The 24,512-nt window shown below is 65.2% G+C and carries 20 protein-coding genes and 1 pseudogene; 15 read left to right on the forward strand and 6 right to left on the reverse strand.

The annotated features are described in order from the left end of the window. Positions 1 to 45: 45 nt before the first annotated feature. Together BRSPCE3_RS19890 and BRSPCE3_RS19895 are read left to right on the forward strand one after the other, a co-directional pair. The gene (locus tag BRSPCE3_RS19890) at positions 46 to 423 is read left to right on the forward strand and encodes an Hpt domain-containing protein (protein WP_244067777.1); all 378 of its coding nucleotides are present in this window, start codon (positions 46 to 48) and stop codon (positions 421 to 423) included. Between the two features lie 174 nt (positions 424 to 597). Next, positions 598 to 918, forward strand: a complete 321-nt coding sequence (locus tag BRSPCE3_RS19895) for a 2Fe-2S iron-sulfur cluster-binding protein (RefSeq protein WP_029085343.1) — start codon at positions 598 to 600, stop codon at positions 916 to 918. Positions 919 to 1,011: 93 nt separating this feature from the next. Here the strand turns inward: BRSPCE3_RS19895 and BRSPCE3_RS19900 are convergent, their stop codons facing one another. Beyond that, positions 1,012 to 1,473 (reverse strand): thioesterase family protein, encoded by a 462-nt coding sequence (locus BRSPCE3_RS19900; RefSeq protein ID WP_244067778.1) that lies wholly within the window; start codon positions 1,471 to 1,473, stop codon positions 1,012 to 1,014. A 159-nt stretch (positions 1,474 to 1,632) separates the two neighbouring features. Between BRSPCE3_RS19900 and BRSPCE3_RS19905 the strand changes: the two genes are divergently transcribed. Both BRSPCE3_RS19905 and BRSPCE3_RS19910 read left to right on the forward strand, forming a co-directional pair. Next, positions 1,633 to 2,661: an NAD(P)/FAD-dependent oxidoreductase gene (locus BRSPCE3_RS19905; RefSeq protein WP_244067779.1), complete on the forward strand. Its 1,029-nt coding sequence runs from the start codon at positions 1,633 to 1,635 to the stop codon at positions 2,659 to 2,661. A gap of 138 nt (positions 2,662 to 2,799) precedes the next feature. Further along, positions 2,800 to 3,381 carry a DUF2147 domain-containing protein gene (locus BRSPCE3_RS19910; protein ID WP_244067780.1) on the forward strand — a complete coding sequence of 194 codons (582 nt, stop codon included), beginning with the start codon at positions 2,800 to 2,802 and terminating at the stop codon, positions 3,379 to 3,381. Positions 3,382 to 3,535: 154 nt separating this feature from the next. Here the strand turns inward: BRSPCE3_RS19910 and BRSPCE3_RS19915 are convergent, their stop codons facing one another. Further along, on the reverse strand, positions 3,536 to 5,383 hold the full coding sequence (locus BRSPCE3_RS19915) for a hypothetical protein (RefSeq protein ID WP_244067945.1): 1,848 nt from the start codon (positions 5,381 to 5,383) through the stop codon (positions 3,536 to 3,538). A 229-nt stretch (positions 5,384 to 5,612) separates the two neighbouring features. Beyond that, positions 5,613 to 6,689: a YbhN family protein gene (locus tag BRSPCE3_RS19920; protein ID WP_244067781.1), complete on the reverse strand. Its 1,077-nt coding sequence runs from the start codon at positions 6,687 to 6,689 to the stop codon at positions 5,613 to 5,615. A gap of 629 nt (positions 6,690 to 7,318) precedes the next feature. Between BRSPCE3_RS19920 and BRSPCE3_RS19925 the strand changes: the two are divergent. The 3 genes and pseudogenes from BRSPCE3_RS19925 (at position 7,319) to BRSPCE3_RS19935 (ending at position 13,335) form a co-directional block, all read left to right on the forward strand. Then, positions 7,319 to 8,699, forward strand: a pseudogene (locus tag BRSPCE3_RS19925) (MFS transporter). 79 nt (positions 8,700 to 8,778) lie between these two features. Next, positions 8,779 to 10,785: a S9 family peptidase gene (locus BRSPCE3_RS19930; protein ID WP_244067782.1), complete on the forward strand. Its 2,007-nt coding sequence runs from the start codon at positions 8,779 to 8,781 to the stop codon at positions 10,783 to 10,785. A gap of 147 nt (positions 10,786 to 10,932) precedes the next feature. After that, a complete protein-coding gene (locus BRSPCE3_RS19935) occupies positions 10,933 to 13,335 on the forward strand; it encodes an EAL domain-containing protein (protein ID WP_244067783.1) in 2,403 nt (800 codons plus the stop codon). 1 nt (position 13,336) lies between these two features. Here the strand turns inward: BRSPCE3_RS19935 and BRSPCE3_RS19940 are convergent, their stop codons facing one another. Further along, positions 13,337 to 13,771, reverse strand: coding sequence for a hypothetical protein (locus BRSPCE3_RS19940; protein WP_244067784.1), 435 nt, complete (start codon positions 13,769 to 13,771; stop codon positions 13,337 to 13,339). Positions 13,772 to 13,842: 71 nt separating this feature from the next. On the opposite strand from BRSPCE3_RS19940, the gene BRSPCE3_RS19945 reads away from it, so the two are divergent. Together BRSPCE3_RS19945 and BRSPCE3_RS19950 are read left to right on the forward strand one after the other, a co-directional pair. Next, positions 13,843 to 14,463 (forward strand): hypothetical protein, encoded by a 621-nt coding sequence (locus BRSPCE3_RS19945; RefSeq protein WP_244067785.1) that lies wholly within the window; start codon positions 13,843 to 13,845, stop codon positions 14,461 to 14,463. A gap of 78 nt (positions 14,464 to 14,541) precedes the next feature. Next, complete coding sequence (locus BRSPCE3_RS19950; protein ID WP_244067786.1) at positions 14,542 to 14,898, forward strand: hypothetical protein; 357 nt, start codon at positions 14,542 to 14,544, stop codon at positions 14,896 to 14,898. A 23-nt stretch (positions 14,899 to 14,921) separates the two neighbouring features. Here BRSPCE3_RS19950 and BRSPCE3_RS19955 read toward each other — a convergent pair whose 3' ends face one another. After that, the gene (locus tag BRSPCE3_RS19955; RefSeq protein WP_244067787.1) at positions 14,922 to 16,265 is read right to left on the reverse strand and encodes a PLP-dependent aminotransferase family protein; all 1,344 of its coding nucleotides are present in this window, start codon (positions 16,263 to 16,265) and stop codon (positions 14,922 to 14,924) included. Between the two features lie 182 nt (positions 16,266 to 16,447). Here BRSPCE3_RS19955 and BRSPCE3_RS19960 point away from each other — a divergent pair, with 182 nt between their 5' ends. From BRSPCE3_RS19960 to BRSPCE3_RS19985, 6 genes are all read left to right on the forward strand, one after another. Next, positions 16,448 to 16,684 carry a DUF1127 domain-containing protein gene (locus BRSPCE3_RS19960; protein WP_244067788.1) on the forward strand — a complete coding sequence of 79 codons (237 nt, stop codon included), beginning with the start codon at positions 16,448 to 16,450 and terminating at the stop codon, positions 16,682 to 16,684. Between the two features lie 338 nt (positions 16,685 to 17,022). Continuing rightward, positions 17,023 to 19,464, forward strand: coding sequence for a bifunctional diguanylate cyclase/phosphodiesterase (locus BRSPCE3_RS19965; RefSeq protein ID WP_244067789.1), 2,442 nt, complete (start codon positions 17,023 to 17,025; stop codon positions 19,462 to 19,464). 38 nt (positions 19,465 to 19,502) lie between these two features. After that, on the forward strand, positions 19,503 to 19,772 hold the full coding sequence (locus BRSPCE3_RS19970; RefSeq protein ID WP_244067790.1) for a hypothetical protein: 270 nt from the start codon (positions 19,503 to 19,505) through the stop codon (positions 19,770 to 19,772). Between the two features lie 332 nt (positions 19,773 to 20,104). Beyond that, on the forward strand, positions 20,105 to 21,025 hold the full coding sequence (locus tag BRSPCE3_RS19975) for a hypothetical protein (protein WP_244067791.1): 921 nt from the start codon (positions 20,105 to 20,107) through the stop codon (positions 21,023 to 21,025). Positions 21,026 to 21,481: 456 nt separating this feature from the next. Beyond that, positions 21,482 to 22,573 carry an AraC family transcriptional regulator gene (locus BRSPCE3_RS19980; protein WP_244067792.1) on the forward strand — a complete coding sequence of 364 codons (1,092 nt, stop codon included), beginning with the start codon at positions 21,482 to 21,484 and terminating at the stop codon, positions 22,571 to 22,573. Positions 22,574 to 22,607: 34 nt separating this feature from the next. After that, positions 22,608 to 23,753, forward strand: a complete 1,146-nt coding sequence (locus tag BRSPCE3_RS19985; protein ID WP_244067793.1) for an acyltransferase — start codon at positions 22,608 to 22,610, stop codon at positions 23,751 to 23,753. Positions 23,754 to 23,863: 110 nt separating this feature from the next. Here BRSPCE3_RS19985 and BRSPCE3_RS19990 read toward each other — a convergent pair whose 3' ends face one another. After that, entirely contained in the window at positions 23,864 to 24,496 is a 633-nt protein-coding gene (locus tag BRSPCE3_RS19990; RefSeq protein ID WP_244067794.1) for a glutathione S-transferase family protein, read from the reverse strand. Between the last annotated feature and the right edge of the window lie 16 nt (positions 24,497 to 24,512).

Here is a 24,512-nt window from a genome sequence, read left to right on the forward strand (position 1 = left end):
CCAACGATCCGCCGGCCGGCCCGGCGGAGACGACAGGGACAGGCCATGCCGCTTCATCTTGAACGGGTTGAATGGACGCAGTCGCCGCCGCTTGCGCCCGGCGACGGCCCGATCGACGTCGAGCACCTGCAGCGCATGACGCTGGGCGACCCGGATCTCGAGCGGGAGGTGCTGGCGATGTTCTCGACCCAGACGGCCCGGATCCTCGGTGAGCTGGCCGCCCTGCCGCCGGAGGCTGCGACCCACGCCCACACCCTGAAAGGATCGGCGCGGGCGATTGGCGCCTTCGGGGTCGCCGAGGCTGCCGCCCAGCTTGAAACGGCGCTGACCGGCGGTTCCGATCCGGCCCAGCCGCTGGCTGCGCTGGGCGCAGCGATTGCCGAGGCGCGCACGGCGATCGAGCTGATTCTGGGCCGCTCCTAGGCTCCCAGACCGCCTCCACGGCTCGCCGCGGCGACTTGGGCTCCGCTGGGCGGCCGTCCAGGCCGGCCGGCAGGTTTTCGGTCCTCCGCGCTAGCGCTGTGCGGATCGACCCGTTATACGACTGCCGGGACCTTTCCATCCATCGTCCGGCGTATTCCGGCAGCACGAGCAATCATGGCCAAAATCCACTTTATCGACCATTCCGGCGAGAAGCGCTCCATTGATATCGAGAACGGCGCCACGGTGATGGAAGGCGCGATCCGCAACGCCATTCCCGGCATTGAAGCCGAATGCGGCGGCGCCTGCGCCTGTGCGACCTGCCATGTCTATGTCGATGAAGCGTGGCGCGAGAAGGTCGGCGCGCCGTCGCCGATGGAAGAGGACATGCTGGATTTCGGCTTCGACGTGCGTCCGAATTCGCGGCTGTCCTGCCAGATCAAGGTGACCGACGATCTCGACGGATTGGTCGTGTCGACGCCGGAGCGGCAGGCCTAGAGCGCTTCGCTCCGATTGAAACTGGATTTTTGTTTCAGCGCGTTTTCGTCACGCGAACCGGCATCCACTTCGCTCGAAACGCTCTGTCGTCTCCTATTCGCCGTCCGGATTGATCCCGCGACGGACCCAGCGGCGGAAGTTCTCCTTGACCTCCGCCGGCAGCGGCGTCGGCCTCCGCGTCGCCTCGTCGATCATCACGGTGATCGCCTTCGCCGACGCCACGCATCTGCCTTCCGAAAACACCACCTGATCGAAGGTGGTCGATGTCCGTCCGAACTTGACGAGACCGAGTCCGAGCTCGATCTGCCCCGGCCAGTGCAGCTCGGCGCGGAAATGGATGTCGAGCCGCACCATGATCCAGCTCAGTCCCGGCGGCATCAGCCCCATGCCGCGGTCCTTCACCAGCGTGACGCGGCCGGTCTCGAAATAGCTCGCATAGACCGCGTTGTTGACGTGCCCGTTGGGGTCGAGATCGGCAAAGCGCACATTGTCGGACAGGCGATAGGGAAAGTCTTCGAGGCGCGGCGCATCGTCGGCACGGACAGGGGCATTCACGAGGGGTATCTCCGTCGGTTTCCTGCCCATACAGCCGAGTTGCGCAAGCTCGGCAAGGGGTTGCCGCGCCAGCCGCTGTCCCTATTATGCATGTCCCGATCCGGCCCTGGCTGGACAGGCGAAAGCCGTCCAGTCGATCTCAACTGAAAAGAAGCGGACATGAGCGAAGCGATCAAGACCGATGTGCTGATTATTGGCGCGGGCCCCTGCGGACTGTTCGCCGTGTTTGAACTGGGCCTGCTCGACATGAAGGTGCATCTGGTCGACATCCTCGACAAGATCGGCGGGCAGTGCGCCGAGCTCTATCCGGAGAAGCCGATCTACGACATTCCCGGCATTCCGCTGGTCACCGGCCAGGGGCTCACCGAACAGCTGCTGGAGCAGATCAAGCCGTTCGGCCCGACCTTCCATCTCAACGAGATGGTGGAGACGATCGAGAAGATCGGCGATCCGCTGTTCCGCGTGAAGACCGACGCCGGCAAGGAGTTCGAGTGCAAGGTCGTGGTGATCTCCGCTGGCGGCGGCTCGTTCCAGCCGAAGCGGCCGCCGGTGCCGGGCATCGAGGCCTATGAAGGCACGTCGGTGTTCTATGCCGTGCGCAAGATGGAGCAGTTCCGCGACAAGAGCATCCTGATCGTCGGCGGCGGCGATTCCGCGCTCGACTGGACGCTCAATCTGCATCCGATCGCCAAGCGCGTCACGCTTTTGCATCGGCGCGACGATTTCCGCGCGGCGCCGCACAGCGTCGAGCAGATGCGCGCGCTGGTCTCAGGCGGCAAGATGGATCTCAAGATCGGTCAGGTCACCGAGCTCGAAGGTGCGGGCGGCCAGGTCTCCGGCGCTCACGTCAAAGGCAATGACAATGCGATGAGCAAGGTCGACTGCGATACGATCCTGCCGTTCTTCGGGCTCACCATGAAGCTCGGCCCGGTCGCGAACTGGGGCGTCGCGCTGGAGAACAATCTGGTGCCGGTCGACACCGCGGCGTTCGAGACCAACGTTTCCGGCATCTTCGCGATCGGCGACATCAACACCTATCCGGGCAAGCTGAAGCTCATTCTCTCCGGCTTCCACGAGGGCGCGCTGATGGCGCAGAAGGCGCACCGCTACGTGTATCCGGACAAGCGGCTGGTGTTCCAGTACACAACCTCGTCATCAAGTTTGCAGAAGAAGCTTGGCGTGAACTGATTCCGCGCCGGCAGCGACCAATGCCGAGGGGGAATGGGTCTGCATGGGCCAGTTCCTGCGCGGCGCGGGTACTAGAACACTGCGTGAAATGGCCGTAGTCTGCTGCTATTCGAGTTTGTCGGTGATCAGGTGGTGATGATGCGGAACACGCTGTCCAGACTTCGGCTGATCTTCGCGATCGCCACGGCCTTTGCGCTGGCCGCTCCGCTCGCGGCTTCGGCGGCCGAGCTATCGGCGGCCGGCCTCTGGCAGAAGATCGAAGACGGCAAGCCGGAAGGCTGGTTCCTGGTGATCGACCACAACGGCATCTTCGAGGGCGTGATCGCCAAGATGTTTTCCGATCCCGACGATCCGCCGAATCCGGTCTGTTCGAAATGCACCGATGATCGCAAGAACGCGCCGTGGCTCGGTCTGTCGTTCATCCGCGACATGAAGCGCGATGGCCTGAAATACGAGAACGGCAACGTGCTCGATCCGCGCGACGGCAAGATCTACAAGGCCAAGATGACGTTGAGCTCCGACGGACAGAAGCTGACCATGCGCGGCTATCTCGGCATCTCGCTGTTCGGCAAGGATGAAGTCTGGACCCGGCTGCCGGACACGGCGGTGGCTCAGCTCGATCCCGCGATCGTCGCCAAATATCTGCCGGCACAGGCCGCGGCGGCGAAGCCGGCAGCGCCGGCGCCGGCGGCGCCCTTGCCGGCGACCAAGCGGCACTAGGCCGATCACGCTCTGATCCGGATCACGCCCGCACGCGCATGGCGCGCGCGTTCCAGAGCGTGATCCCGAAAAACGTGTCGCGGTTTTCCGCAAAGATCATGCTTAACGCAAAGCGATAGAGCGGGATGAATCCTCGACGAAGAGAAATCCCGCGCTAGCGTTGCACCGGCGCGGTCGGCAGCGGCGCCACCGGCTCGGAAATCACCTCGGGCACGGTGGTGTCCAGCTGCAACACGGTGGCGGCCGCGGGCACCGCGGCATCGGCCATCGCCGCGTGGCCTTCGGCGCTGGGATGCACCGCGCCGCCATACACCGCCGACAGGATGCCCCATGTCGCATCGTGGATGTCGGTCGGCTGCATCGAGGCCGGCAGCCCCTGCGGGTAGGTCATCGCCGCGAAATAGCTGTCATTGGCATCGCGGATCCAGCGCGCACGCGGCAGATAGGCGCGGTATTCGCCGGCGCTGCGGCCGCATTTGAGCGGCTGGTTGGCGGCAGCGACAATGTCGGAGACGAAGCTGCCGCCATTGGCGGCGAAGCAGTCGCGGTCGAACTCCGGATCGGTCGAGGCGCGCGCGCAGAAGCCGTGGCTGGCGAACGCATCCTGATGCGCATCGACGAAGGTCATGCGGTCGGCCTGCGGATTGCGGCAGATGATGCCGGACTGGCACTGCGCGAGCGCCTTGAGCTGGGGCAGGAATTCGTTCTGCACGAAGCCCGAGACTTCCGCGAGCCGCTTCGGATCCGCGTTGAATGAGGGATGGATATCGAAGCCGGCGCGGCCGCCGGGGCAGGGCGCGCCGCCATTGGCCAGCGCGGGATTGGCGTAGGCCGTGTAGATCACGCGCGAGAGGTCGCCGCCGACCAGGGGCTTCAGCGCATCGCGCAGCTTGGCAAAGCCGGCCGGCAGGTCGCGTGCCAGCGCCTGGCGGGCATCGTCGACGCTGGCCAGCGAGCCGCCTTGGCTGAACAGCGTGCGCTCGGTCGGGGTGTCGACGATCACGTTGGCGACGAGGCCGGAGAAGTAGATGTCGTTGGCGCCGATCGACAGCAGCACGAGATCGAGCGTGCGGTCGGGCTGCCGGCGCTTGGCGGCGGCGAGCGCCGTGCGCAGCTCGGCGATCTGGCCGTTGACGGTGCCCGAGCAGGTGTTGGCGGTTTTGGTCGGCAGACATTCCCGCGCCTGCTGCGAGCCGAGCATGCCGTCGGCGATCGAGGCGCCGGTGCAGGCAAGCGGCAGGTAGGTCACCGCGATGTGCGGATATTGCACGGCGAGCGCGAGCGCGGTGCGGGTCTGGTAGCTGTACAGCGAGCGGTGACACGCCGAGTTGAGCCACAGCGCGCTCTGGCGCTGCCAGTTGGTCAGGGTATCGGGCGCCTCGCAGGCGCGGCCGCCTTTGTAGCCGGCCCGGCTCGGCCGGTAATATTGCGCGCCGCCGAGGTAGGAACGGAAGCAGAACCCCTCGTCGGAAAGCGCGATCGCGCGGTCGGGATTGCCTTCGCCGGATGCGATGCTGTCGCCGAGGCCCGCGATCAAGAGATCACGCACCGCGATCTGCGTCGTCACGCGCTGGTTGGCGTCCGAGCCGCTGGCGACGTCGACGGTCGCGACCGTGGTGCGGCCGTAGCGGACGCGCAGGTTGACCGGTTCGGCGCAGTCGAATGTCTGGGATTGCGGCCCGTCGCCGTCGTCGAACGACCAGGCGCAGGTCGCGCCAACCGGAACCGGTCCGGTGAGCCGCACGACGATCGGGTGATCGATCGGCGTCAGGTAGCTTTCCTTGACGTTGTCGCGGGTGCAGGGCTCGCTGACGCGGCCCTGCAGGTCGATGCAGAGCCGGTTCACCGTGTTGCGTGCCCAGCCGCGGCCGTCGCTCTGCAGCTCCAGCGCCTGTTCCGAGGCCAGCACGCTGCGGCCGAGCCCGCTCTCGACATGCAGGCGGAAGTCGCGTTCCTCGCGGAACAGACGGAAGCGGTTGCGGACCTCCCAGGAGATCTGCATCTGGCTGTCGTCCTGCGCCTGCGCCGCCGACGCGAATACCCCCGCCAGCGCGCTGCCGAGCAGCACGCCGCAGACCGTCACACGAAACGAAAATCGAACCAAAAAGCCAATCATGGCGCGGTTTGACGCGAGTGGTACGGCGAAAATAAGAGAAACGGCTGCGGGGATCGAAAATCCGGCACCGAAAGACCGGAGCCAAAAGCGGGATCTGAGGCCGATGCGTGGCCTGTTACCGTTTCAGCTGCCTGATCCGCTGCTGCCGGCTTTCGATCGGCTGCCGCACGGTCGCCGAGGCCGTGCAGGCCTGGCTTAATCGCTTTCGTTCCTGCCACGGCTGCACCACATTGAGCCACAGCTCCCGCATGCCCATGATCGAGATCGAGATCCCGAACGGGATCAGGAAATACAGGATACGGAACACGACCAGCGTCGCCAGCAATTGTTCCTTGCTGAACTCCGGCAGCGCCACCAGCATCGCAGCATCGAACACGCCGATCGAGCCGGGGGCGTGGCTGGCGAAGCCGAGCAGCGTCGCCAGGATGAACACGACCGCCAGCGAGACAAAGTCGATATGCGGCTCGGTCGGCATCAACAGGTACATCGCGAGCGCACAGAAGCCGAGATCGACCACGCCGATCATGATCTGGAGCAGCGTCAGCTTGGCGGAAGGCAGCACCACCTTCCAGCCGTTCTGCCCGAGCTCGCGCCGCTTCTCGCCGGTCAGGAGCCAGACGAAATAGGCGCCGATGCCGGCAAGGCAGCCGAGCGCGATCAGCCGGTTCATCGCCGGCGGCAGCAGGTCCATCGCCGACGCTGCGGCGGGGTGCCAGGCCATGCCGAAGCCGAGCACGAACAGATTGCCGAGCCAGAAGGTCAGGCCGGACAGAAAGCAGATCTTGGCGACGTCGATCGCGGAGAGGCCGTAGTCGGAATAGATCCGGAAGCGGATCGCGCCGCCGGTAAAGACGGTGGCGCCGATATTGTGCCCGATCGTGTAGCTGGTGAAGCTCGACAGCGCTGCGATGCGGTAGGGGACGTGAGTCTTGCCGATCGTGCGCAGCGCGAAGAAGTCATAGAAGGTCAGCGTGCAGAATGCTCCGACCACGCAGAGCGCCGCCAGCGCGATCCGGTGCGGCGCAATGTCGGTCAACGCGGTGAGGATGACACCGGTATCGACGCCCTTCAGCGTGTGGACGAGCGACGTGATTGCCAGCGCGATGATCAACACACTCGCGGCAATCCCGAGCCGTTTCCAGCCGATCTTTTCCTTGAAACCACGCCCAAGCGTGGTCAGCAGCCGAAGCATTCATCCTCCCGGCGGACGGCAATTTCAGTGGGACCCGGTCACGGACGGCGACGGGTGACGGGCAAACGCACCGTACGTGACGACCCATAAGGCAAAACCGATGCGTTGTGCAGCCCTTGACAAGCCAAGCTTCGACCCTCGTCCGGCGTCATTGTCATATTGGCTACATATGTTCTCGCTCTGCGGAATGTGAGTCGCAGGCATGTCGCCCGCCGCGACGGGGCCGCTGCATGTTCCAGCGTTCCATGCGATTTCATCGGTATTTTTGCCGATTTTGTGATCGTCCCGGCGCTGCCGCCGGCGGCTCGCACAAGACGAATGGACGATATGCATCAACATGGGGACATCGGAGCCGGCCGCGGCGTTTACCAAAGTGTGAAGTCGACGCGCGGATGCGCATGATCCGGCTGTGGATCGCGGTTCGGGCGGCAATAAGGCGGCCGGCGGCGGGTCCGTAGGTCTATTGAGGCAAAACGCCGCGCGAGGTCGCTGCGGCCAGCTGGCCCGGCCGGCAATGCCACACTTCGACCGGCGGCGAAATGTCCTGGAGAAACGAACGCCTATGTCTCGCATTGGTTAGCCATAGCGAGGACGAGACCATGCAGCAGACATCCCCGAACGTCGGACGTATGCCGGACCAGCGCGCGGCGGCGCATCAACCGTCGACCGGGCTTGCGGCGACGCTGACACTTGCCGCGATGAGCCTCGGCTACGGCGTCGTGCAACTCGACGTCACCATCGTCAACACGGCGCTCAATGCCATCGGCGGCTCGCTCGGCGGCGGCGTTGCCGAGCTGCAATGGGTGGTCAGCGCCTACACCATCGCCTTTGCCGCCTTCATCCTGACCGCGGGCGCGCTCGGCGACCGGATCGGCGCCAAGCGCGTCTTCATGGCGGGCTTTGCGATCTTCACCGCGGCATCGGTTGGCTGCGCGGTGGCGCCCGACGCCGTGACGCTGATCGCGGCGCGCTGCGTGCAGGGGCTGGCCGCGGCCATCCTGGTGCCGAACTCGCTCGCGCTGCTGCGCCACGCCTATGCGGACGACAGGGCGCGCGGTCGGCGTCTGGGCCGCGGGCGCGAGCCTTGCGTTGACCGCAGGCCCGTTCGTCGGCGGCGGACTGATCACGCTGGTCGGCTGGCGCGCGATCTTCCTCGTCAACCTGCCGATCGGCCTCGCCGGCCTGTGGCTCGCCTGGCGCTTCGCGGGCGAAACCACGCGCCACCGGCAGCACCGGCTCGATCTGCCGGGCCAGCTCGCCGCGATCGCCGCGCTGGGCACCTTGGCCGGCGCGCTGATCGAAGGTGGTGTGCTCGGCTGGGACAGTCCGTTCGTGATCGCCGGCTTCGTTCTCGCCGCCGTTTTCTCGGTGCTGTTCGTCTGGCATGAGGCGCGCACGCCGCAGCCCATGCTGCCGCTCACATTGTTCAGCCACCGGATGTTTGCCCTGACGTCGCTGGTCGGGCTGCTGGTCAACGTGGCGTTCTACGGACTGATCTTCGTGCTCAGCCTCTACTTCCAGCAGGTCAACGGGCTGTCGGCGTTTGCCACCGGTCTGGCGTTCGTGCCGATGCTCGGCGCGGTGCTGCCCGCCAATCTGATCGCGCCGCATGTCGCGGAGCGGATCGGCGCGCCGGCGGCGATCGCACTCGGCGCCGCGCTCTCGGCGGTTGGATGCCTGGCGCTGCTGTTCATCGGCCCCGCCACGAGCTATCTCGCGATCTGCCTGCAACTGCTTGCGATCAGCGGCGGCCTCGGCCTGCTGGTGCCGCCTCTGACATCGACGCTGCTCGGCAGCGCCGATGCGCAGCATGCCGGGATCGCGGCCGGGGTGCTGAATGCGACCCGGCAGACCGGCAGCGTGCTCGGTGTCGCGCTGTTCGGCTCGATGGTCGGCCGCTCGGCGGCATTCATGGCCGGCCTGCATGCGGCACTGATAATTTCCGCCGGCGTATTGCTTGCCGCCGCCGCGCTGATCTGGATCGGCGCATCATCACAAGCGCGGCAATGAGCAAGCCCATCGTTGCGCGGTCGCGGCGCGGCATCTAGGCTTGTACTGTCGGGGACTGTCGCCGACGGGGGCCGACCGGATGCCTGCGCCAATCGACCGTCGCCTGTTGTTGCGCCACGCCGCCGTGCTCGGCGCTTCGCTGCCATTTGCCGGCCTGATCGGTTCGGCCCGCGCAGAGGCGCCGGCTCTGATCGCGCGAAAGGTGTTCTTCGACAATCCCGATTACATCAATGTCCGCCTCAGCCCGGACGGCACGCAACTGTCCTGGGTCGCGCCGCTCGACGGCGTGAACAATCTCTGGGTCGCCTCGCTGTCCGACCTCAAGGCGGCGCGGCCGGTGACCCGCGTCACCGATCGCAACATCTCGAACGTCTATCGCTGGGCCCATACCAACCGCCATGTGGTGTTCTTCCGCGAGCGCGACGGCGACGAGAACTGGCGTGCCGCCAGCGTCGACATCACCGACGGCAAGATCGTGCCGCTGACGCCGGAGACCGGCGTCAGATCCTTCCTGCAGGAGTCCGATCGCAAATTCCCCGAGGAGATGCTGCTGCGGCACAATCAGCGCGACAAGCGCTACTTCGACATGTACCGCGTCAACGTCGCGACCGGCGCCAGCGAGCTCGTCTACGAGAACCACGACTATGTCGCGCTGATCACCGACAGCACGTTCCAGCTGCGGCTGGCATCGCGCCTGATCGCCGACGGCTCCGCCGAGGTGTTCGAGCGCAGCCCTGACGGCAGCTGGGCTCCGTTCATGACGGTGCCGATCGCCGAGACCGACACGACCCAGCTGCTGGATTTCAGCACCGACGGCAAGACGCTGTACCTGATCGATTCACGCGGCCGCGACAAGGCGGCGTTGTTCGCGCTCGACATGGCGACGCGCCAGACCACGCTGCTTGCCGCCGATGACGATGCCGACATCGTGCGGGCGATCTTCGACGAGAACCGCCGGCCATTGGCGGCGCTGGCGATCAAGGACCGGATGCGCTGGCACGCCGTCGATCAAAGCGTCGCCAACGACCTCGCCGATCTCAGCCGCTATGGCGCCGGCGACATCAGCTTCGTCAGCAACAGCGACGATCTCCGGCTCGGCACGGTCCATTTCGAGCGCGACACCGAGAGCGCCGAATTCGCGCTGTTCGATCGCAAGACGCGCGAGGTACGCAAGCTGTTCACCCAGCGCCGCGCGCTCGACGGTCTCGCATTGCGCAGGCTGGAGCCGGTGGTGATCCCCTCGCGCGATGGCCTGCACCTCAACTGCTATTTGACCCGGCCGGTCGAAGCCCCAGCCGGCCCGGTGCCGCTGGTGCTGGTCATTCATGGCGGGCCGTATTACCGCGACACCTGGGGCTTCAGCCCGATCCATCAATGGCTCGCCAACCGCGGCTATGCGGTGCTTGCCGTCAACTACCGCGGCTCGACCGGCTTCGGCAAAGCCTTCATCACGGCCGCCGACCACGAATGGGGCGGCAAGATGCATGACGACCTGATCGATGCGGTCGATTGGGCGATCGCGCAAGGCATCGCCGATCCGAAGCGCGTCGGCTTCTTCGGCGGCAGCTATGGCGGCTATTCGGCGCTGGTCGCCGCGACCAAGACGCCCGACGTGTTTGCCTGCATCGTCGATCTGTTCGGCATCTCCAATCTCGTGACCTTCATGGCGAGCATTCCGCCCTATTGGGGCCCGTGGATCAGTGTCTGGAAAAACCGGCTCGGCGATCCCGGCACCGAGACCGGCCGCGCATTCCTGGTCGAACGTTCGCCGCTGACCCACATCGACCGTGCAGTGAAGCCGATCCTGATCGCGCAGGGCATGCGCGACGTGAGGGTTGTGGCTGCCGAGTCCGAGCAGATGGTCAACGCGCTCAAGCAGCGTGGCGTGCCCGTGACCTACATCACATTTGCCGACGAGGGGCACGGCTTTGTACGGCCGCAAAACCAGCTCGCCTTCTATGGCGTCACCGAAGCGTTCCTCGCCAAGCATCTCGGCGGCAATTGCCAGCCGATCGGAAGCGATTTCGCCGGCTCGTCGCTCAAGGTCGAGACCGGCGCCGAACTGGTGCCCGGACTGCGCGGCTGAGACGAGTAGCACCGCCGGATTGCGGTTTTCCCGGACTGTATCGGGTGCATTCAAGGCTTTTTCACCATGCGTGGAACCTTGCTGCGGTGCGGTTACCGTTCGTATACGAATGCACTTGTTTTTATAGGTCCATAAATGGGGCCTATAATGTATCGCGTTTTGACCTGTCTCACTTTGGAGCATGATTGGCGGCTGGTCGTCCTTGGCGGAGTGATCTGCCTGCTCGCCAGCGCGGTTGCGATCAGCCTGTTTCACCGGGCCCGCGCCGCACAGGGCCGCGCCCGCGAGATCTGGATCGGACTTGATGCGGCGGTCGGCGGTTGCGGCATCTGGGCCACCCATTTCGTCGCCATGCTGGCCTACGATCCCGGCATCGACGCCGGATACAGCATTCCCATTACGCTGCTGTCGCTGGTGCTCGCGGTCGCGATCCTGGCGGTCGGATTGGCGGTCGCGACGCTCGACGAACGCTGGTGGACGGTTGCGGCCGGCGGCGCGATCGTCGGCGCCGGCGTCGCGGCGATGCATTACACCGGCATGCTGGGGCTGGAGCTGCCTGCGCGTATCATCTGGTCGCCGGGCATCGTGACCGCGTCGATCGTGTTCGGAAGCCTCTTTGGCGCGCTCGCGCTGGTCGTTGCGGCGCGCGGCGAACGTTTCGGCACCACCGCTGCCGCGACCGGCCTGCTGACGGTTGCGATCGTCTCGCATCATTTCACGGCGATGGGCGCGGTGACGTTGGTCCCGGATCCGACCATCGTTCCCGACGGACTTACGGTCTCGCCGCGCGTGCTCTCGTTCATGACCGCGGTGGCGGCATTCGCGATCCTCGGTCTCTCGCTGATCGCCTCCATCCTCGACCGTCGCGCCAAGACCGAGCTGCACAAGCAGAAGATGGTGCTGGACACCGCGCTCGAGAACATGTCGCAGGGGCTGTGCATGTTCGACGCCGATGGCCGCATCATGCTGTTCAACGAGCGTTACAGCGAGCTGATGGGGCGCAATCGCGTGCCGCTGCACGGACGCCTGCTGATCGACGTTCTCCAGGACCTCCACAGCATCGGTGAGTGGGACGGCGATCCCGAGGAGTTCTGCAATGCGCTGGTTGCCGAGGCGAAGGCCGGCCACAGCGCGACGCGCATCGTCAGCCGCAACGAGCGTGCGATCAGGGTCATCGATCAGCCGATGAAGGGCGGCGGCTGGGTCGCGACCTTCGAGGACATCACCGAGTGGCAGCAGGCCCAGGAACAGATTTCACATATGGCGCGGCATGACGCGCTGACCAATCTGCCGAACCGGACGCTGTTCCGCGAGCAGCTGGAGAAGGCCTCCCGGCTCGCCAAGCGCTCCGACCAGCTGGCGGTACTCTGTCTCGACCTCGATCATTTCAAGGAGATCAACGACACGCTCGGGCATCCGATCGGCGACGCGCTGCTGCGCGAGGTCGCGCGGCGGCTCGGCGAATGCGTGACCGAGCACGATACCGTGGCGCGGCTCGGCGGCGACGAATTCGCCATCGTGCAGTTCTGCAGCAATTGCGAACCCTCCGTGGTGTCGTCGCTGGCTAGTCTGCTGGTCGAGCGGATCGCGGCACCCTACGAGATCGGCGGCCACCAGCTCGTGATCGGCGTCAGCATCGGCATCTCGCTCGCGCCCGAGGACGGCAAGGACCCGGACGAGCTTTTGCAAAAGGCCGATCTCGCGCTGTACCGCGCCAAGGCCGACGGCCGCGGCACCTATCGGTTCTTCGAGACCGGCATGGATGCCCGCGCGCAGGCCCGCCGCCTGCTGGAGCGCGACCTGCGGCTCGCGCTCGAGCACGACGAGTTCGAGGTCTACTACCAGCCGATCCGCGATGTCGTGGGCGATCGGGTGGTCGCCTTCGAGGCGCTGGCGCGCTGGAACCACTCGCTGCGTGGCCTGATCGCGCCGAACAATTTCATTCCCGTCGCCGAGGAGACCGGGCTGATCGTCCCGCTCGGCGAGATCGTGCTGCGCAAGGCCTGTTCCGATGCTGCGGGCTGGCCCGGGGACATCGCGGTCGCCGTCAACCTGTCACCGGTGCAGTTCAAGAATCCCAATCTGGTGTCGTCGGTGAAGGCGGCGCTGGAAGCGTCCGGCCTGACGGCGGACCGGCTCGAGCTCGAGATCACCGAATCGGTGCTGCTGCAGAACAGTGAGGCGACGCTCGCGGTGCTGCATGAGCTGCGCGGCTTCGGCGTGCGGATCTCGCTCGACGATTTCGGCACCGGCTATTCCTCGCTGAGCTATCTGCGCAGCTTCCCGTTCGACAAGATCAAGATCGACCGCTCCTTCGTCACCGACCTTGCGACGCGTGAGGATTCGATGGCGATCGTGCGTGCGGTCACCGGTCTCGGCAAGAGCCTCGGCATCGTCACCACCGCCGAGGGCGTCGAGACCGATACCCAGTTCGACCTGCTGCGTCAGGAAGGCTGCACGCAGGCGCAGGGCTATCTGTTCAGCCCGCCGCGGCCGGCGGCCGAGGTCTTCAAGATGCTGCACCGGAGGCCGGAACGATCGGTGGCGTGAACTAGCTCTTGCGCAGCGCAAAATAGGCGCCGCAGAACGCCATCACGGCGCCGAGGCAAAGCGCGGCGAGGCCGGCGAGCACGGCGGAGATGGTCGAGACCGTGCTCGGCGCCGACGCGGCCTGGCCGGCACCGGCCAGCATCAGCACGCCGACCACGATCAGGAACTGCCGCATCCGCTGCGGGATCTGGCCGGCCACCGCGCTGTGCATCAGGTTGGCGGTGAAATAGCCGCCCGAAAACCCGACGCTCGCGATCAGCCACCAGGCGATCGCGGCGCCCGCCGGCATGAATTCGTGGCTGTCGGAACGCCACAGGCCGCCGAGATCGAGCCCGTAACGCGCGCCGAGCATATGCACGGCAAGCGCCAGCAGCACGCCTGAAATCATCGCGCCGCCGAGGATGAGGTAACGCGGAAAATAGATCGTCTCGGGCATGGCTCGCTTGTAGGATAGGCGCGACATCCCATGCAAGCGCGCGCTTGGGTCCGGACAGGTGGAACGGCGGATTGCCAACAAAATTGCAGGACCGGTCGGAGGCGGGTGAGGGCACCGCGGTGCGCTACGCCTACAAGGCCTCGTTGATCGGCTCGGCGCACCAGTTCGAGCTCACCGACGACGGGCTGTCGTGGCGGATCGCCGGCCGGTCGGGCGTGTGGGACTACGCCGACATCTCCACGGTGAAACTGTCCTATCGTCCGGTGTCGATGCAGCAGCAGCGGTTTCGTGCCGATATCGACAACGCCAAGGGCGGCCGGATCGCGATCCTGTCGACCACCTGGCAGACCGCGACGCTGGTGGCGCCGCAGGGACATCTCTACCGCGACTTCATCGTCGAGCTGCATCGCCGGATGCAGGCGGCGGGCAGCACGGCGAGGCTGGTCGGCGGCCTCGGACCGAAGACCTACACCGCCGCGCTGGCGCTGCTGGCGTGCCTTGCGGTGGCAATGATCGGATTGCTGCTGATGGCACTGTTTGCGGCCAACTGGACGGGCGCGCTGTTTCTGGTCGGTTTCGCCGCGCTGTTCGCCTGGCAGGTCGGCGGCTTCGTCACCCGCAACCGGCCGCGGCACTACAGCTTCGATCAATTGCCGGACGCGCTGCTGCCGAAAGTCGCCCGCAATCAGTGAGGCGGGCCGGACTGTCAGCGGGCTGTAAGCAACACGCTGTAACATTGTCGCCTGATTTGCTTTTGGCTGGAGTGTCCGATGATGATCCGGACTCCCTTTCTGGCTCTATGCCTCGCGCTGCTGAGCATTCCCCCGGCGCTGTCCAAGGGCAGCGTGGGCAACAAGCACGATCCGCTCGATCACAATCACGTCGACAATCTGCCGCCCGATGTGCGGCAGTACATCGCCGGGATCTGCAAGGGAACGCCGGTCGCGCAGCACGACTTTGCGACCTACTCGCCGCAGGAGAAGCGCTGGCGGATCAACCTCGAATATCTGCAGTGCGGCGTGATCGGGGAATATCGCCGAGGCAACCAGTGCCTGGATGTCGATTTCGTCGCCGAGGGCGCGCATTTTCGCCTCGCGCGAAAGACTTATGCGGCCTGCGGCTTTTGATATGCTGCGCTCACATGTCGGTGTCACTCCGTCGAGTCAAAATCCTCCTCGGTCGCGCTCAGCATTCCCGCGAGGGTCCGCAAGCCGAGCTCGAGCTGCTCCATCGGCGGCGCAGCCAGCGCGAGCCGCACCGCATTGGGGGCGTGCCCCGGCGTGGCGGCGAAGGTCGTCGACGGCGTCAGCGCGATGTCGCGGCGTGCCGCGGCCGCGACCAGCGTCTGCGAGCGCCAGTGCGGCGGCAGCGTAAGCCACAGATGATAGGATTTCGGATTGGTCTGGATCTCGAAATCGGCCAGATGCTTCGCCGCCAGCAGCTGCCGCCGGCCGGCGTCGATCCGCTTCAGCCGTGACAATTCGGCGGCGGTGCCGTCGGCCATCAGCCGCTGTCCTGCGGCGAACGCGTAGCCCGACGCGGTCCAGCCGCCCGAGCGCACCGCGGCCATGATGCTTTCGCGCAGCCGCGGCGGCGACACGATGAAGCCGAGCGCGAGGCCCGGTGCGACCTTCTTCGACAGGCTGTCGAGCACGATGCAGCTGTCGGGCGCGAGCGCGGCCAGCGGCACCTGGTCGTCGAGGAATCCGTAGACGCCGTCCTCGATGACGACGAGGCCGAGCTTCTCCGTCACGCGCAGCAGCTCGGCGCGGCGCTCGGCCGGCATCGTGATGCTGAGCGGGTTCTGGATCGTGGGCTGGACGTAGATCGCGGACAGATGGGCCTCGCGATGCGCCTTCTGCACCGCGTCAGGGCGGACGCCGTGTTCGTCCATCGCGAGCGGCACCAGCGAGACGCCGAGCCGCGCGGCGATGCCCTTCACGAAGGGATAGGTCAAGGCTTCGACGCCGCAGCGTCCGCCGGGCGGCACCACAGCGGCGAGCGCGGCGGCGATGCATTGCCGGCCGTTGGCGGTGAACACGATCTGGTCGGGGTTCGGCATCCAGCCCTTGCGCGCCAGGAATTCGGCCGAGATCGTTCGTGCCGCGCGTGTGCCAAAACTGGTCGCCGGCCGCAGCGCGCCCTCGAGCACCTCGGGCCGCTCCAGCCCTTCGAGGCTCTTGGCGATCATCGTCGCCTGATGCGGCAGCAGCGGATAGTTGAATTCGAGGTCGATGCGGGCGCCACGCGGCTCGGTCGGCGCGGCGATGCCGCGCCGTGCCTCGCCGGACACGAAGGTGCCGCGGCCGACTTCACCGACCACCAGCCCGCGCCGCAGCAGCTCGGTATAGACCCGGCTCGCGGTCGAGACCGCGATGTTGCGGTCATAGGCGAAATGGCGCTGCGGCGGCAGGCGGTCGCCTGCCTTCAGCGCGCCGCTGGCGATCTCGGCGGCCACCGCATCCGCCAGCTTCAGATATTCGAACCTCGACATTATTGCACCGAGAGCAATGTTTTACTTGCTCCGAGCAATGTACCGGATCATTTAAGACGGAACAAGCCCATGATTGTACCGAGGAGCGCGCAAGCGATCCGAGGTGATGAAGATGCAGATGCCGAAACGGCATTTGTGTCAACGGCATAACTTTGCCGTATGGGCCATCGCAGGAGATGACAATGACCACGATAACCTCAGCCTCCGCACCGCCCGCGCGGCCCAGCATGCTGGGCGGATTGCTCCGATTGCTCCGAGTGTGGGGCGATGCACTCGCGACCCATTGGGTGCGCCGGGAGGCGATCAAGACGCTGCACCAGCTCGATGACCGGACGCTGCGCGATATCGGGATCTCACGCTGCCAGATCGAACCCGCCGTCACCGGCGATCTCGATTTGGAACTGGTGCGGATCCGCTGAGCTGCTGCGTTGGCGCATGGTCCGGAAAACTACGCATCGGTTTTCCCGCGCGACAAACGCGACGCGTTTGCGCGGAGATCATGCTCAAACAACGAGCTCGGCGGCGGTTTGCAGAATTCACCGAAACTACACCAAACAAGCGGAAGAGCCCCGGTTTGTGATCTGCGTCGCTCCAAGGTTGTGACGCTCTATGCTAGCGTGTTCGTCGCGTACGCTAGCGTGGTAGTTGGGGACCGATGGCCGCTCGCAAATTGTCGCAAGGGCAGGCCCCGACCCGGGAAGCGCGTCGCCGCTGGCACGAGGAGCGGTCGCTGCGTTGCGCCATCAGGTTGGCCCGCATGGGCTACTGGGAAGCGCAGAGTGCCACCGCGACCGAATTCTGGATATCGCCCGAGCTAGCCGCCTTCTATGAATTCGAGACGGTCGACGGCTTTGTCTCGATCGCCAGGGTGCGCGAGCGCTATCTGCCCGAAAGCCGCAAGGTTCTCGAGCAGCATTACGCGGCCTGCTGGGCGGAGGGGCGGCCCTATGCCGTGCAGACAAGGCTCCGCGGCTCCGACGGCAGCGTGCTCGACTGCGTGGTGCATGGCGAGCCGGAATTCGACGCGCGCGGTCAGGTGCGCCGCGTGTCGGGCATTGTCCGCGACGTCACCGAGGAGACCACCGCGCTGCGGCGTCTCGCGGAGAGCGAGCAGCGGCTGGCCGATTTTGTCTCGACCGCCTCGGACTGGTGCTGGGAGAGCGACGCCGCCCATCGGCTGCTGCCCTATCCGAAATCGCTTGCCGGCAACGCGGCCTTCCAGACGGTGGCCGCCGGCAGAAAGGCGCGCTGGGAACTGGCGTATGCGCCCGAGGATGCGGAGGCCATGGCGCGGCACCGGGCCGACATGGAGGCCCGGCGCCCCTTTCGCGACTTCGTCTATACGCTGATCGGCCAGGACGGCTCGCGCGTCAGCATCTGCACCAGCGGCAAGCCGATCTTCGCCGACGATGGCGGCTTTCTCGGCTATCGCGGCACGTCCAGCGACATCACCCAGCTCAGGGCGGCCAAGGCGCTGCTCGACCAGCGCACGCGAGCGCTGGAGGAAGCCCACCGCCTCGGCAAGATCGGCACCTGGAGCTACCGGCTGGACACCGGCCGCACGGTCTGGGCGGTCGAGCTCTACCAGCTGCTCGGCTTCGACCCCGACACTTTCGAACCGACCGATGAGACCATCAGGCCCCGTTTCCTCGGCAACGACGCCGATCGCTTCCGCGACGTGCAGAAGAGGGTGCTCCGCACCCGCAGGACCGAGGCCACCGACCTGCGCATCCTGCATGCCGACGGCACCGCCCGCGATCTGGCTGTGATCTGCAAGGCGGAGGTCGCCCACGACAAGGTCATCGGCATCATCGGTACCGTGCAGGACGTCACCGAGCGCAAGGAGGCCGAGCGCCAGCTCGAGCAGCTCGCCTACAGCGACCCTCTGACCGGGCTCGCCAACCGCGCGCTGTTCACGCGCGAGCTCGCCGCCCTGATCGAGGGCTGTGCGATGCAAGGCCGCGGCGCCGCGCTGCTGCTGATCGACCTCGATCGCTTCAAGGAGGTCAATGACTCCCTCGGCCATGCCGCCGGCGACAAATTGCTGGTCCAGGTGGCGGCCGCGCTGCGGCAGGATCTCGGGCCGCGCGCCTTCATCGCCCGGCTTGGTGGCGACGAATTCGCGGTGCTGGCGGACGGCTACGGCATGTCCGACGCCGCGCTGACCGGGCTTGCCGATCGGCTGATCGGCAAGCTCTCCGGCCCCGTCGATCTCTCCGAAGGCGAGGCCTCGGTCGGCGCCACCATCGGCATCGCCCGCCTGCCGGAGCATGGGACGACGGCGGAAACCGCCATGCGCAACGCGGATTTGGCGCTCTACATGGCCAAGGAGGCCGGGCGCGGCCGGGCGCAATTGTTCGAGCCGGTCTACGCCCAGGCGGTCGATGAACGGCTCGATCTCGGCCGGCATCTGCGCCACGCCGTGGAGGCCGGCGCGCTCGAGGCGCATTACCAGCCGCAGCTGGACCTGAAGACCGGCCGCGTCACCGGCTTCGAGGCGCTGTTGCGCTGGACCCATCCCGAGCGCGGGCCGATCTCGCCTGTGGAGTTCATCCCGATCGCCGAAAGCTCCGGGCTGATCGTCGATCTCGGCCTGTGGGTGCTGCGCGAGTCCTGCCGACAGGGCCGCGCCTGGCTCGATGCCGGTTTGCCGCCGCGCTCCGTCTCGGTCAACGTCTCGCCGGCGCAGATCTGGAACGTGGACTTCGAGGCGGCCGTTGCAGCGGTGCTGGCGGAGACCGGCTTCCCGGCCAAGCTGCTGTGCCTGGAGCTGACCGAAAACCTGTTCGTCGATCATACCGAGCAGCGGATCAGCCGCACGCTGACGGCGCTCTCCGGCCTCGGCGCCAGGCTGGCGCTCGACGATTTCGGATCGGGCTATTCCTCGCTCGGCTATCTGACGCGGCTGCCGTTCGACTGCCTGAAGGTGGACCGCGCCTTCGTGGATGGCATTTCCACCGCGCCGGAGAAGCGCAAGCTGCTCGGCGGCATCATCGCGCTATCGCACGGGCTCGGCATGACCGTGGTGGCGGAGGGCGCCGAATTGGCGGCCGAAGTGGACGTGCTCGGCAGCCTCGATTGCGACCTGGTGCAGGGCTTCGTGTTCTCGCCGCCGGTCGCAGCCGACCAGGCGCCGCTGGTGGCCGCCAGCATCGAGCGCGAGGCGCGCAGGATCGAGCCGAAACGGAATCGCCTCTAGAAGCGATAGCGCTTTTCGCTTGTTGCCTGGATTGGGGCGTGTCGAAGATTCTTCCTCAACCCGTAGATGTTGTAAATTTCTCAACCGCATCCAGGGAGCCGAATGTCCAGATGGGAGCCTCGATCGGCGGCACTGCCGCCACAATCCTGTTGATCACGCTCTTTGTTCTGGGGTTCGTCGCAACGACCCTGTGGGGAGAGTCCTTCGAGCGGCTCGGCGACGACGTTGAGGCCCCGTATATCTTCAAGGTGGTCGGCATCGGGCTGATCGTGTTCTTCTTGATCGCAATCACCTTCAGGCTCATCTGAACTCGACGTAAGCACCATGCGTCCGCTTTCGGGTGCATAGCGACCAATCGCGTCGTCCTCAACGACATCGATCTGGTTGGCGGACGTCTCGGCCACCAGCCAACTGCTCCTGCACTGAGCCGGCGATCGGGAAGCAGCAATTTCTGTTTCTCCATCGCTTGGCGAGTGGCCTCGGGCACCCATTCGACCGCCTGGCTCCAAGGCGACGTTGCTACGGGGCAACACTGGCCGGAAATCCAGCAACTGCCAATTCTTGGTAAGGTTCGGAATTGCAATCGTCGCGAGGCGCAACGAGGATTTGGTTGGAACGGTCGACCGTCACAGGTGGTCAAATGAGCAACCGTCTTATTTCCATTGTCTGCGGGAGTGGTTTAATCGTCGCGACAAGCGGGACTGTCTTTGCCGCTGACATGGCCGTCAAAGCTCTTCCGCCAGCGCCGCCGCCTGCTACGTGGGATTGGTCCGGGTTCTATATCGGTGCCGGCGGCAGTTATAACTGGACCCATTTCGACCAATCGCTGCAGGGCGTGTCCGGCCTCATCAGTGTATTTGATGCGGGGGTGCTAACCGCCCAAGGGCAAGAGGGTGGTCCCTTTTTCGACTTCAGTCGAAACAAATCCCGTTTCGCCCCCGATGTTCAGTTCGGCTATATGCATCCGTTTGCCGGGGGCGACTGGCTGGCTGGGCTCAAGTTCAATTATAAATACGCAAACATCGACTCGAAGCAGAACGTGATCATTCCGCAGAATGGGACCGGCACCGTCGTAAGCGGACCGAACGCCGGAATCTCCGGACCTATCACTGGGTTCTTGGCGATCAGCCCGGCGGAAATCAATCTCAGGCATCAGCTTTCGCTTATCGGCACCATCGGCCGGTCCTTCGGCAATGTTACGGTATACGCCGGTGGCGGTCCGGCCCTGTTCGGCGTGGATTCCAATTTTATCAATGGGATTCCCTTTGCCACCCAGTCGTTGAGAGGAACGTTCGCCACCAGCCTGCCGATCACCGTTTTCAATCAGAATTGGGTGTGGGGCGGCGCGGCGCAAATTGGTACTACCTATTCCTTTGCCGGCGGCTGGTTCTTGGATTTTGCCTACACCTATGCGCGTTCCGCGAACTTCACCATCTCCGACACGGTCACTGTATTCAACCAGAATGGGACGTTGTCGACCTCTGGGTCTGCTGTCTTGAACGCCCAAGAGCGGGTCACCAACCAGTCCGTGACGCTAACCCTCAATTATCAATTCCATTGATCTGATTGACCGGCGGTACGACTTGGGTGGCGCGAGAGTGTCCTTCGACGACGGCCTGATTTGCTGAGGTGCGCGTGCTCGCCTGGTGTGAAGCTCGGCTCAAGTCGTCATTCGGTCCTGCATGCAGGTCGCTTCGGGTCAAAGCTGAAGAACTCGATGTGAGCACAGTGCGCCCACTTTCAGGTGCATAGCAACCAATCGCCGGTCGTCGCCGGCCACGCACCGCTGGTGGCCGCCGGAAGCGCCTCTAGCCGAACACCGCTTTGGCGGCATTCTTTGCCGGGGGCCTTGCCTCGATGATGGCCGCTGACCAAATCGGCTAGGGGCGCGTTCTCACGAATCGGAGTTGCATGAGGAAGGTGAGGCGCACATCGATGCAGCGATCAGCCTTTCGCAGTGTCTTGAGGCCTTGCATCCGGCTATTGTCCAAGTCCGACAGGCTTTGAAGGTTCGCCGATGCTGCTCGAAACGGGTCTCCGAGGTGCCGCACTGGCGCTGCTCGGCTTACTTGCGATCATTGGTCTTCCAGGCACGCTCCGATCGCCGATCGGCCGCGCCACACTGCTGTTCGACCTCTGCGTCATCGCGTTCCTCATCGAGACGGCTCCCGGACTTCACGAAGGGCTCGCCTGGTGGATCATTCCACTGCGGATTCTCAGCAATTCGATCGCAGGCATTTTCGTTGTGTGGGCCGAGACGGTCTTCAGTGATGCATCCGAAGCGACGCCATGGCGGTGGGCGGTCTTCGTTGCCGTCGTGCCGCTCGCAGCCGTGGCAACCTTGTCCGGCTCGAGCTTGGCGTGGGATGCGACGCATGCCGTGACGCTCATCGCGGTCGTCATCGAAACCGCTCGGGTCCTTGCAGGACGCAAGGCAGACCTGGTCGAGGGGCGACGGCGCTTTCGGATCATTTTCGCCTGTGCGGTGGGGCTGGTCATTCTGGCAACGACGGTGCTCGACGCTGCCGGCGTCCGCTGGCTCCCCGGGCTTTCGGCCGTGCTCGGTCTGGCCATCGTCGCCGCCATGACGCGTCTGCGTGCCGTCATGCCTGAGCCAACGCTTGAACCGGCGCCGGCTGCGCGCGGCGGCGCTACGATCCCCATCGCGGCAACGGACATGAGCGCCGAGGAGCGCCAGCTGGCGGAACGGCTGCGGCGGGCGATGGAGCAAGACCGTGCCTACCGCGACCCGGACCTCTCGGTGGATCGACTGGCCGAGCGGCTGGGGGTGCCTGAATATCGTCTCAGGCGAACGATCAACCAGCGGCTCGGCTATCGGAACTTCACCGATTTCGTCAACGAGCACAGGTTGAAGGAGGCGCGGGAGGCGTTGTCTGACCCTGCGCAATCGCGCGTCCCGGTCCTCACCATCGCCCTCGATGCCGGTTGGGGATCGATCGGTCCGTTCAATCGCGCCTTCAAGGGGCAAACCGGCCACACGCCCACTGAATTCCGCCGCCGCGCACTGGCCGATTTCGCAATCGGCGATATTTTGCCGGTATCGGCCAGGTCCGACGCGACTTCCGGCAAGACCCCGACCTCGGCTTGAGGCCTGATCCCGGCGCAAAACCGGAGGACAGGTCATGCCTGGAGAGAGGCCGAGCCATCGCCTGCTGTATATCGACAACCTGCGTTGGTCGGCGATCAGCATGGTCGTCGTCATGCACGCGGCCGTGACCTACTCGCCGTTTGGCGAGTGGTACTACCGTGAGCATCCGGAACTGGGTATCGGAGCGAAGCTTGGCTTCGCTGCCTATCAATCCTTCCAGCACGCGGTGGCAATGGGTTTGCTGTTCGGCCTGGCAGGCTTCTTTTCAGCCGGCGCCGTTGCACGCAATGGCGTCCGCAGCTTCATCCGCGAGCGGCTGCAAAGACTTGGCCTGCCATTGCTGCTCTATGTGACCTTGATCGGCCCGCTGACCGAATACTTCGTCGCAGGGTCGTGGCGGTCGAACCCGCCGCGAACGTTCATCCAGGACTGGTGGCTGCACCTTCGTTCGGGGGAACTGCTCGATGGCTCGGGACCGCTATGGTTCTGCCTGGTCCTTCTCCTGTTCTCGGCCGCCTACGCAGTGGTCTGCCAGATACGCCCGATACGGTTCGCTCCGCGTGATCCGCCTTCGGCACGGGCCGTGTTGGGTTATGCGGCCCTGATTGCCATCGTGACCTTTGTCGTCGGCGCCACCTTTCCGAACGCGACGACTGTTCTCAACATCGATGTGCACGACTTTCCGCAATACCCCTTCATGTACGTTGCCGGAATTGCCGCATGGAAAGGCGACTGGTTGCGCCAGATACCGTCACGCGTCGGACGGCGTTGGTTGTGGAATGGCATTTGGATCGGTGGTGGGCTGTGGATCATCCTCGTCGCCGCGGGCGGCGCCATGCGCGGCGACGTGTCCCCCTATGGCGGGGGCTGGCACTGGCAGGCTGCCGGCATCGACGCCTGGCGCTCGTTCACCTGTCTTGCTCTCTCGCTCGGCGCAATCGTCCTCTACCGAGACCGCTTCGACGGCCAAGGACCCATCGCTCGCTTCCTCACGCGCAATGCGTTTGGCGTCTACGTCCTGCACGCGCCGATCCTGGTCGCGGTTACGCGTTTGCTGCACTTTCTACCTGCTTCGATTGCCCTCAAATTCACGCTCGCCAGTCTGGGCGGCATCCTGGCAAGCTTTCTCATTGTCGGCTTCGTGGCCCGGCGAACGCCCGGTTTGCGCGCGGTGCTCTGAAGGTCTGCGTTGGGGCAAAGCCGCTCAGTGAGGCCAAACCGAGCAGCGTCCGCTCTGCCCAAACGAGCGGACGTGCCGACGAACGAGTGGACCTTCGGCCAGGGGCGTCTTTATGAGCTCATGCTTGGACGCAATATCACAGAGTCGTACCAACGCCTCGATGCGGCACTCTCCGCCGGAATCGATAGATTCAAGGCCTTTGTCGCGAAGTCGATGGTGACAACCGCCGTGATATCGGCGACGCTGAATTGGTCTCCGGCAAGGAATCGCACTTCCACCAAGCGGTTCTCGAGATCGCCGTAGAAGTCGGCGATGCGACGCCGGCCGCGCTCGACCAACTCCGGAATTTGGTCGTAGCCATGGGGTCCCGCGATTGCGCGCCCCTTGAGGCCAGCGGCCCCGTTGCGCACGGTTTCCATCACGGCGGCAAAGCCCTCCAACTCCATCCGGCGCTCCCACATGGTGACGGTCGCTTTCTCCTTGGGAGAACTGCCGAGTAACGGCGGGTTCGGATATGCTTCTTCGAGATAGCGAATGATCGCCGGCACTTCCGCAATGGCCGTCCCGTCGTCAAGAACGAGGGTGGGCACGACGCGTCGCGGGTTGATCGCCGCGTACGCGTCCGAGAACTGTTCGCGTGCGCCGAGGTCAACCGGCACGAGGGGCATCGTTATGCCCTTCTCCGCAAGGTAGATCCTGACGCGTCGCGAGTTAGGCGAGCCGGAGGACTGGTAGAGCTTCATGACCGATCTCCCGAAG

Source organism: Bradyrhizobium sp. Ce-3, assembly GCF_022835695.1.
Classification (GTDB): domain Bacteria; phylum Pseudomonadota; class Alphaproteobacteria; order Rhizobiales; family Xanthobacteraceae; genus Bradyrhizobium.

What these genes read in the sequence shown, in the direction of transcription:
- BRSPCE3_RS19890 (WP_244067777.1), top strand. Translation starts at nt 46, where the DNA reads ATGCCGCTTCATCTTGAACGGGTTGAATGGACGCAGTCGCCGCCGCTT.
- BRSPCE3_RS19895 (WP_029085343.1), top strand. Translation starts at nt 598, where the DNA reads ATGGCCAAAATCCACTTTATCGACCATTCCGGCGAGAAGCGCTCCATT.
- BRSPCE3_RS19905 (WP_244067779.1), top strand. Translation starts at nt 1,633, where the DNA reads ATGAGCGAAGCGATCAAGACCGATGTGCTGATTATTGGCGCGGGCCCC.
- BRSPCE3_RS19910 (WP_244067780.1), top strand. Translation starts at nt 2,800, where the DNA reads ATGCGGAACACGCTGTCCAGACTTCGGCTGATCTTCGCGATCGCCACG.
- BRSPCE3_RS19915 (WP_244067945.1), bottom strand. Translation starts at nt 5,383, where the DNA reads ATGCAGATCTCCTGGGAGGTCCGCAACCGCTTCCGTCTGTTCCGCGAG.
- BRSPCE3_RS19920 (WP_244067781.1), bottom strand. Translation starts at nt 6,689, where the DNA reads ATGCTTCGGCTGCTGACCACGCTTGGGCGTGGTTTCAAGGAAAAGATC.
- BRSPCE3_RS19930 (WP_244067782.1), top strand. Translation starts at nt 8,779, where the DNA reads ATGCCTGCGCCAATCGACCGTCGCCTGTTGTTGCGCCACGCCGCCGTG.
- BRSPCE3_RS19935 (WP_244067783.1), top strand. Translation starts at nt 10,933, where the DNA reads ATGTATCGCGTTTTGACCTGTCTCACTTTGGAGCATGATTGGCGGCTG.
- BRSPCE3_RS19940 (WP_244067784.1), bottom strand. Translation starts at nt 13,771, where the DNA reads ATGCCCGAGACGATCTATTTTCCGCGTTACCTCATCCTCGGCGGCGCG.
- BRSPCE3_RS19950 (WP_244067786.1), top strand. Translation starts at nt 14,542, where the DNA reads ATGATGATCCGGACTCCCTTTCTGGCTCTATGCCTCGCGCTGCTGAGC.
- BRSPCE3_RS19955 (WP_244067787.1), bottom strand. Translation starts at nt 16,265, where the DNA reads ATGTCGAGGTTCGAATATCTGAAGCTGGCGGATGCGGTGGCCGCCGAG.
- BRSPCE3_RS19960 (WP_244067788.1), top strand. Translation starts at nt 16,448, where the DNA reads ATGACCACGATAACCTCAGCCTCCGCACCGCCCGCGCGGCCCAGCATG.
- BRSPCE3_RS19965 (WP_244067789.1), top strand. Translation starts at nt 17,023, where the DNA reads ATGGGCTACTGGGAAGCGCAGAGTGCCACCGCGACCGAATTCTGGATA.
- BRSPCE3_RS19975 (WP_244067791.1), top strand. Translation starts at nt 20,105, where the DNA reads ATGAGCAACCGTCTTATTTCCATTGTCTGCGGGAGTGGTTTAATCGTC.
- BRSPCE3_RS19980 (WP_244067792.1), top strand. Translation starts at nt 21,482, where the DNA reads ATGCTGCTCGAAACGGGTCTCCGAGGTGCCGCACTGGCGCTGCTCGGC.
- BRSPCE3_RS19985 (WP_244067793.1), top strand. Translation starts at nt 22,608, where the DNA reads ATGCCTGGAGAGAGGCCGAGCCATCGCCTGCTGTATATCGACAACCTG.
- BRSPCE3_RS19990 (WP_244067794.1), bottom strand. Translation starts at nt 24,496, where the DNA reads ATGAAGCTCTACCAGTCCTCCGGCTCGCCTAACTCGCGACGCGTCAGG.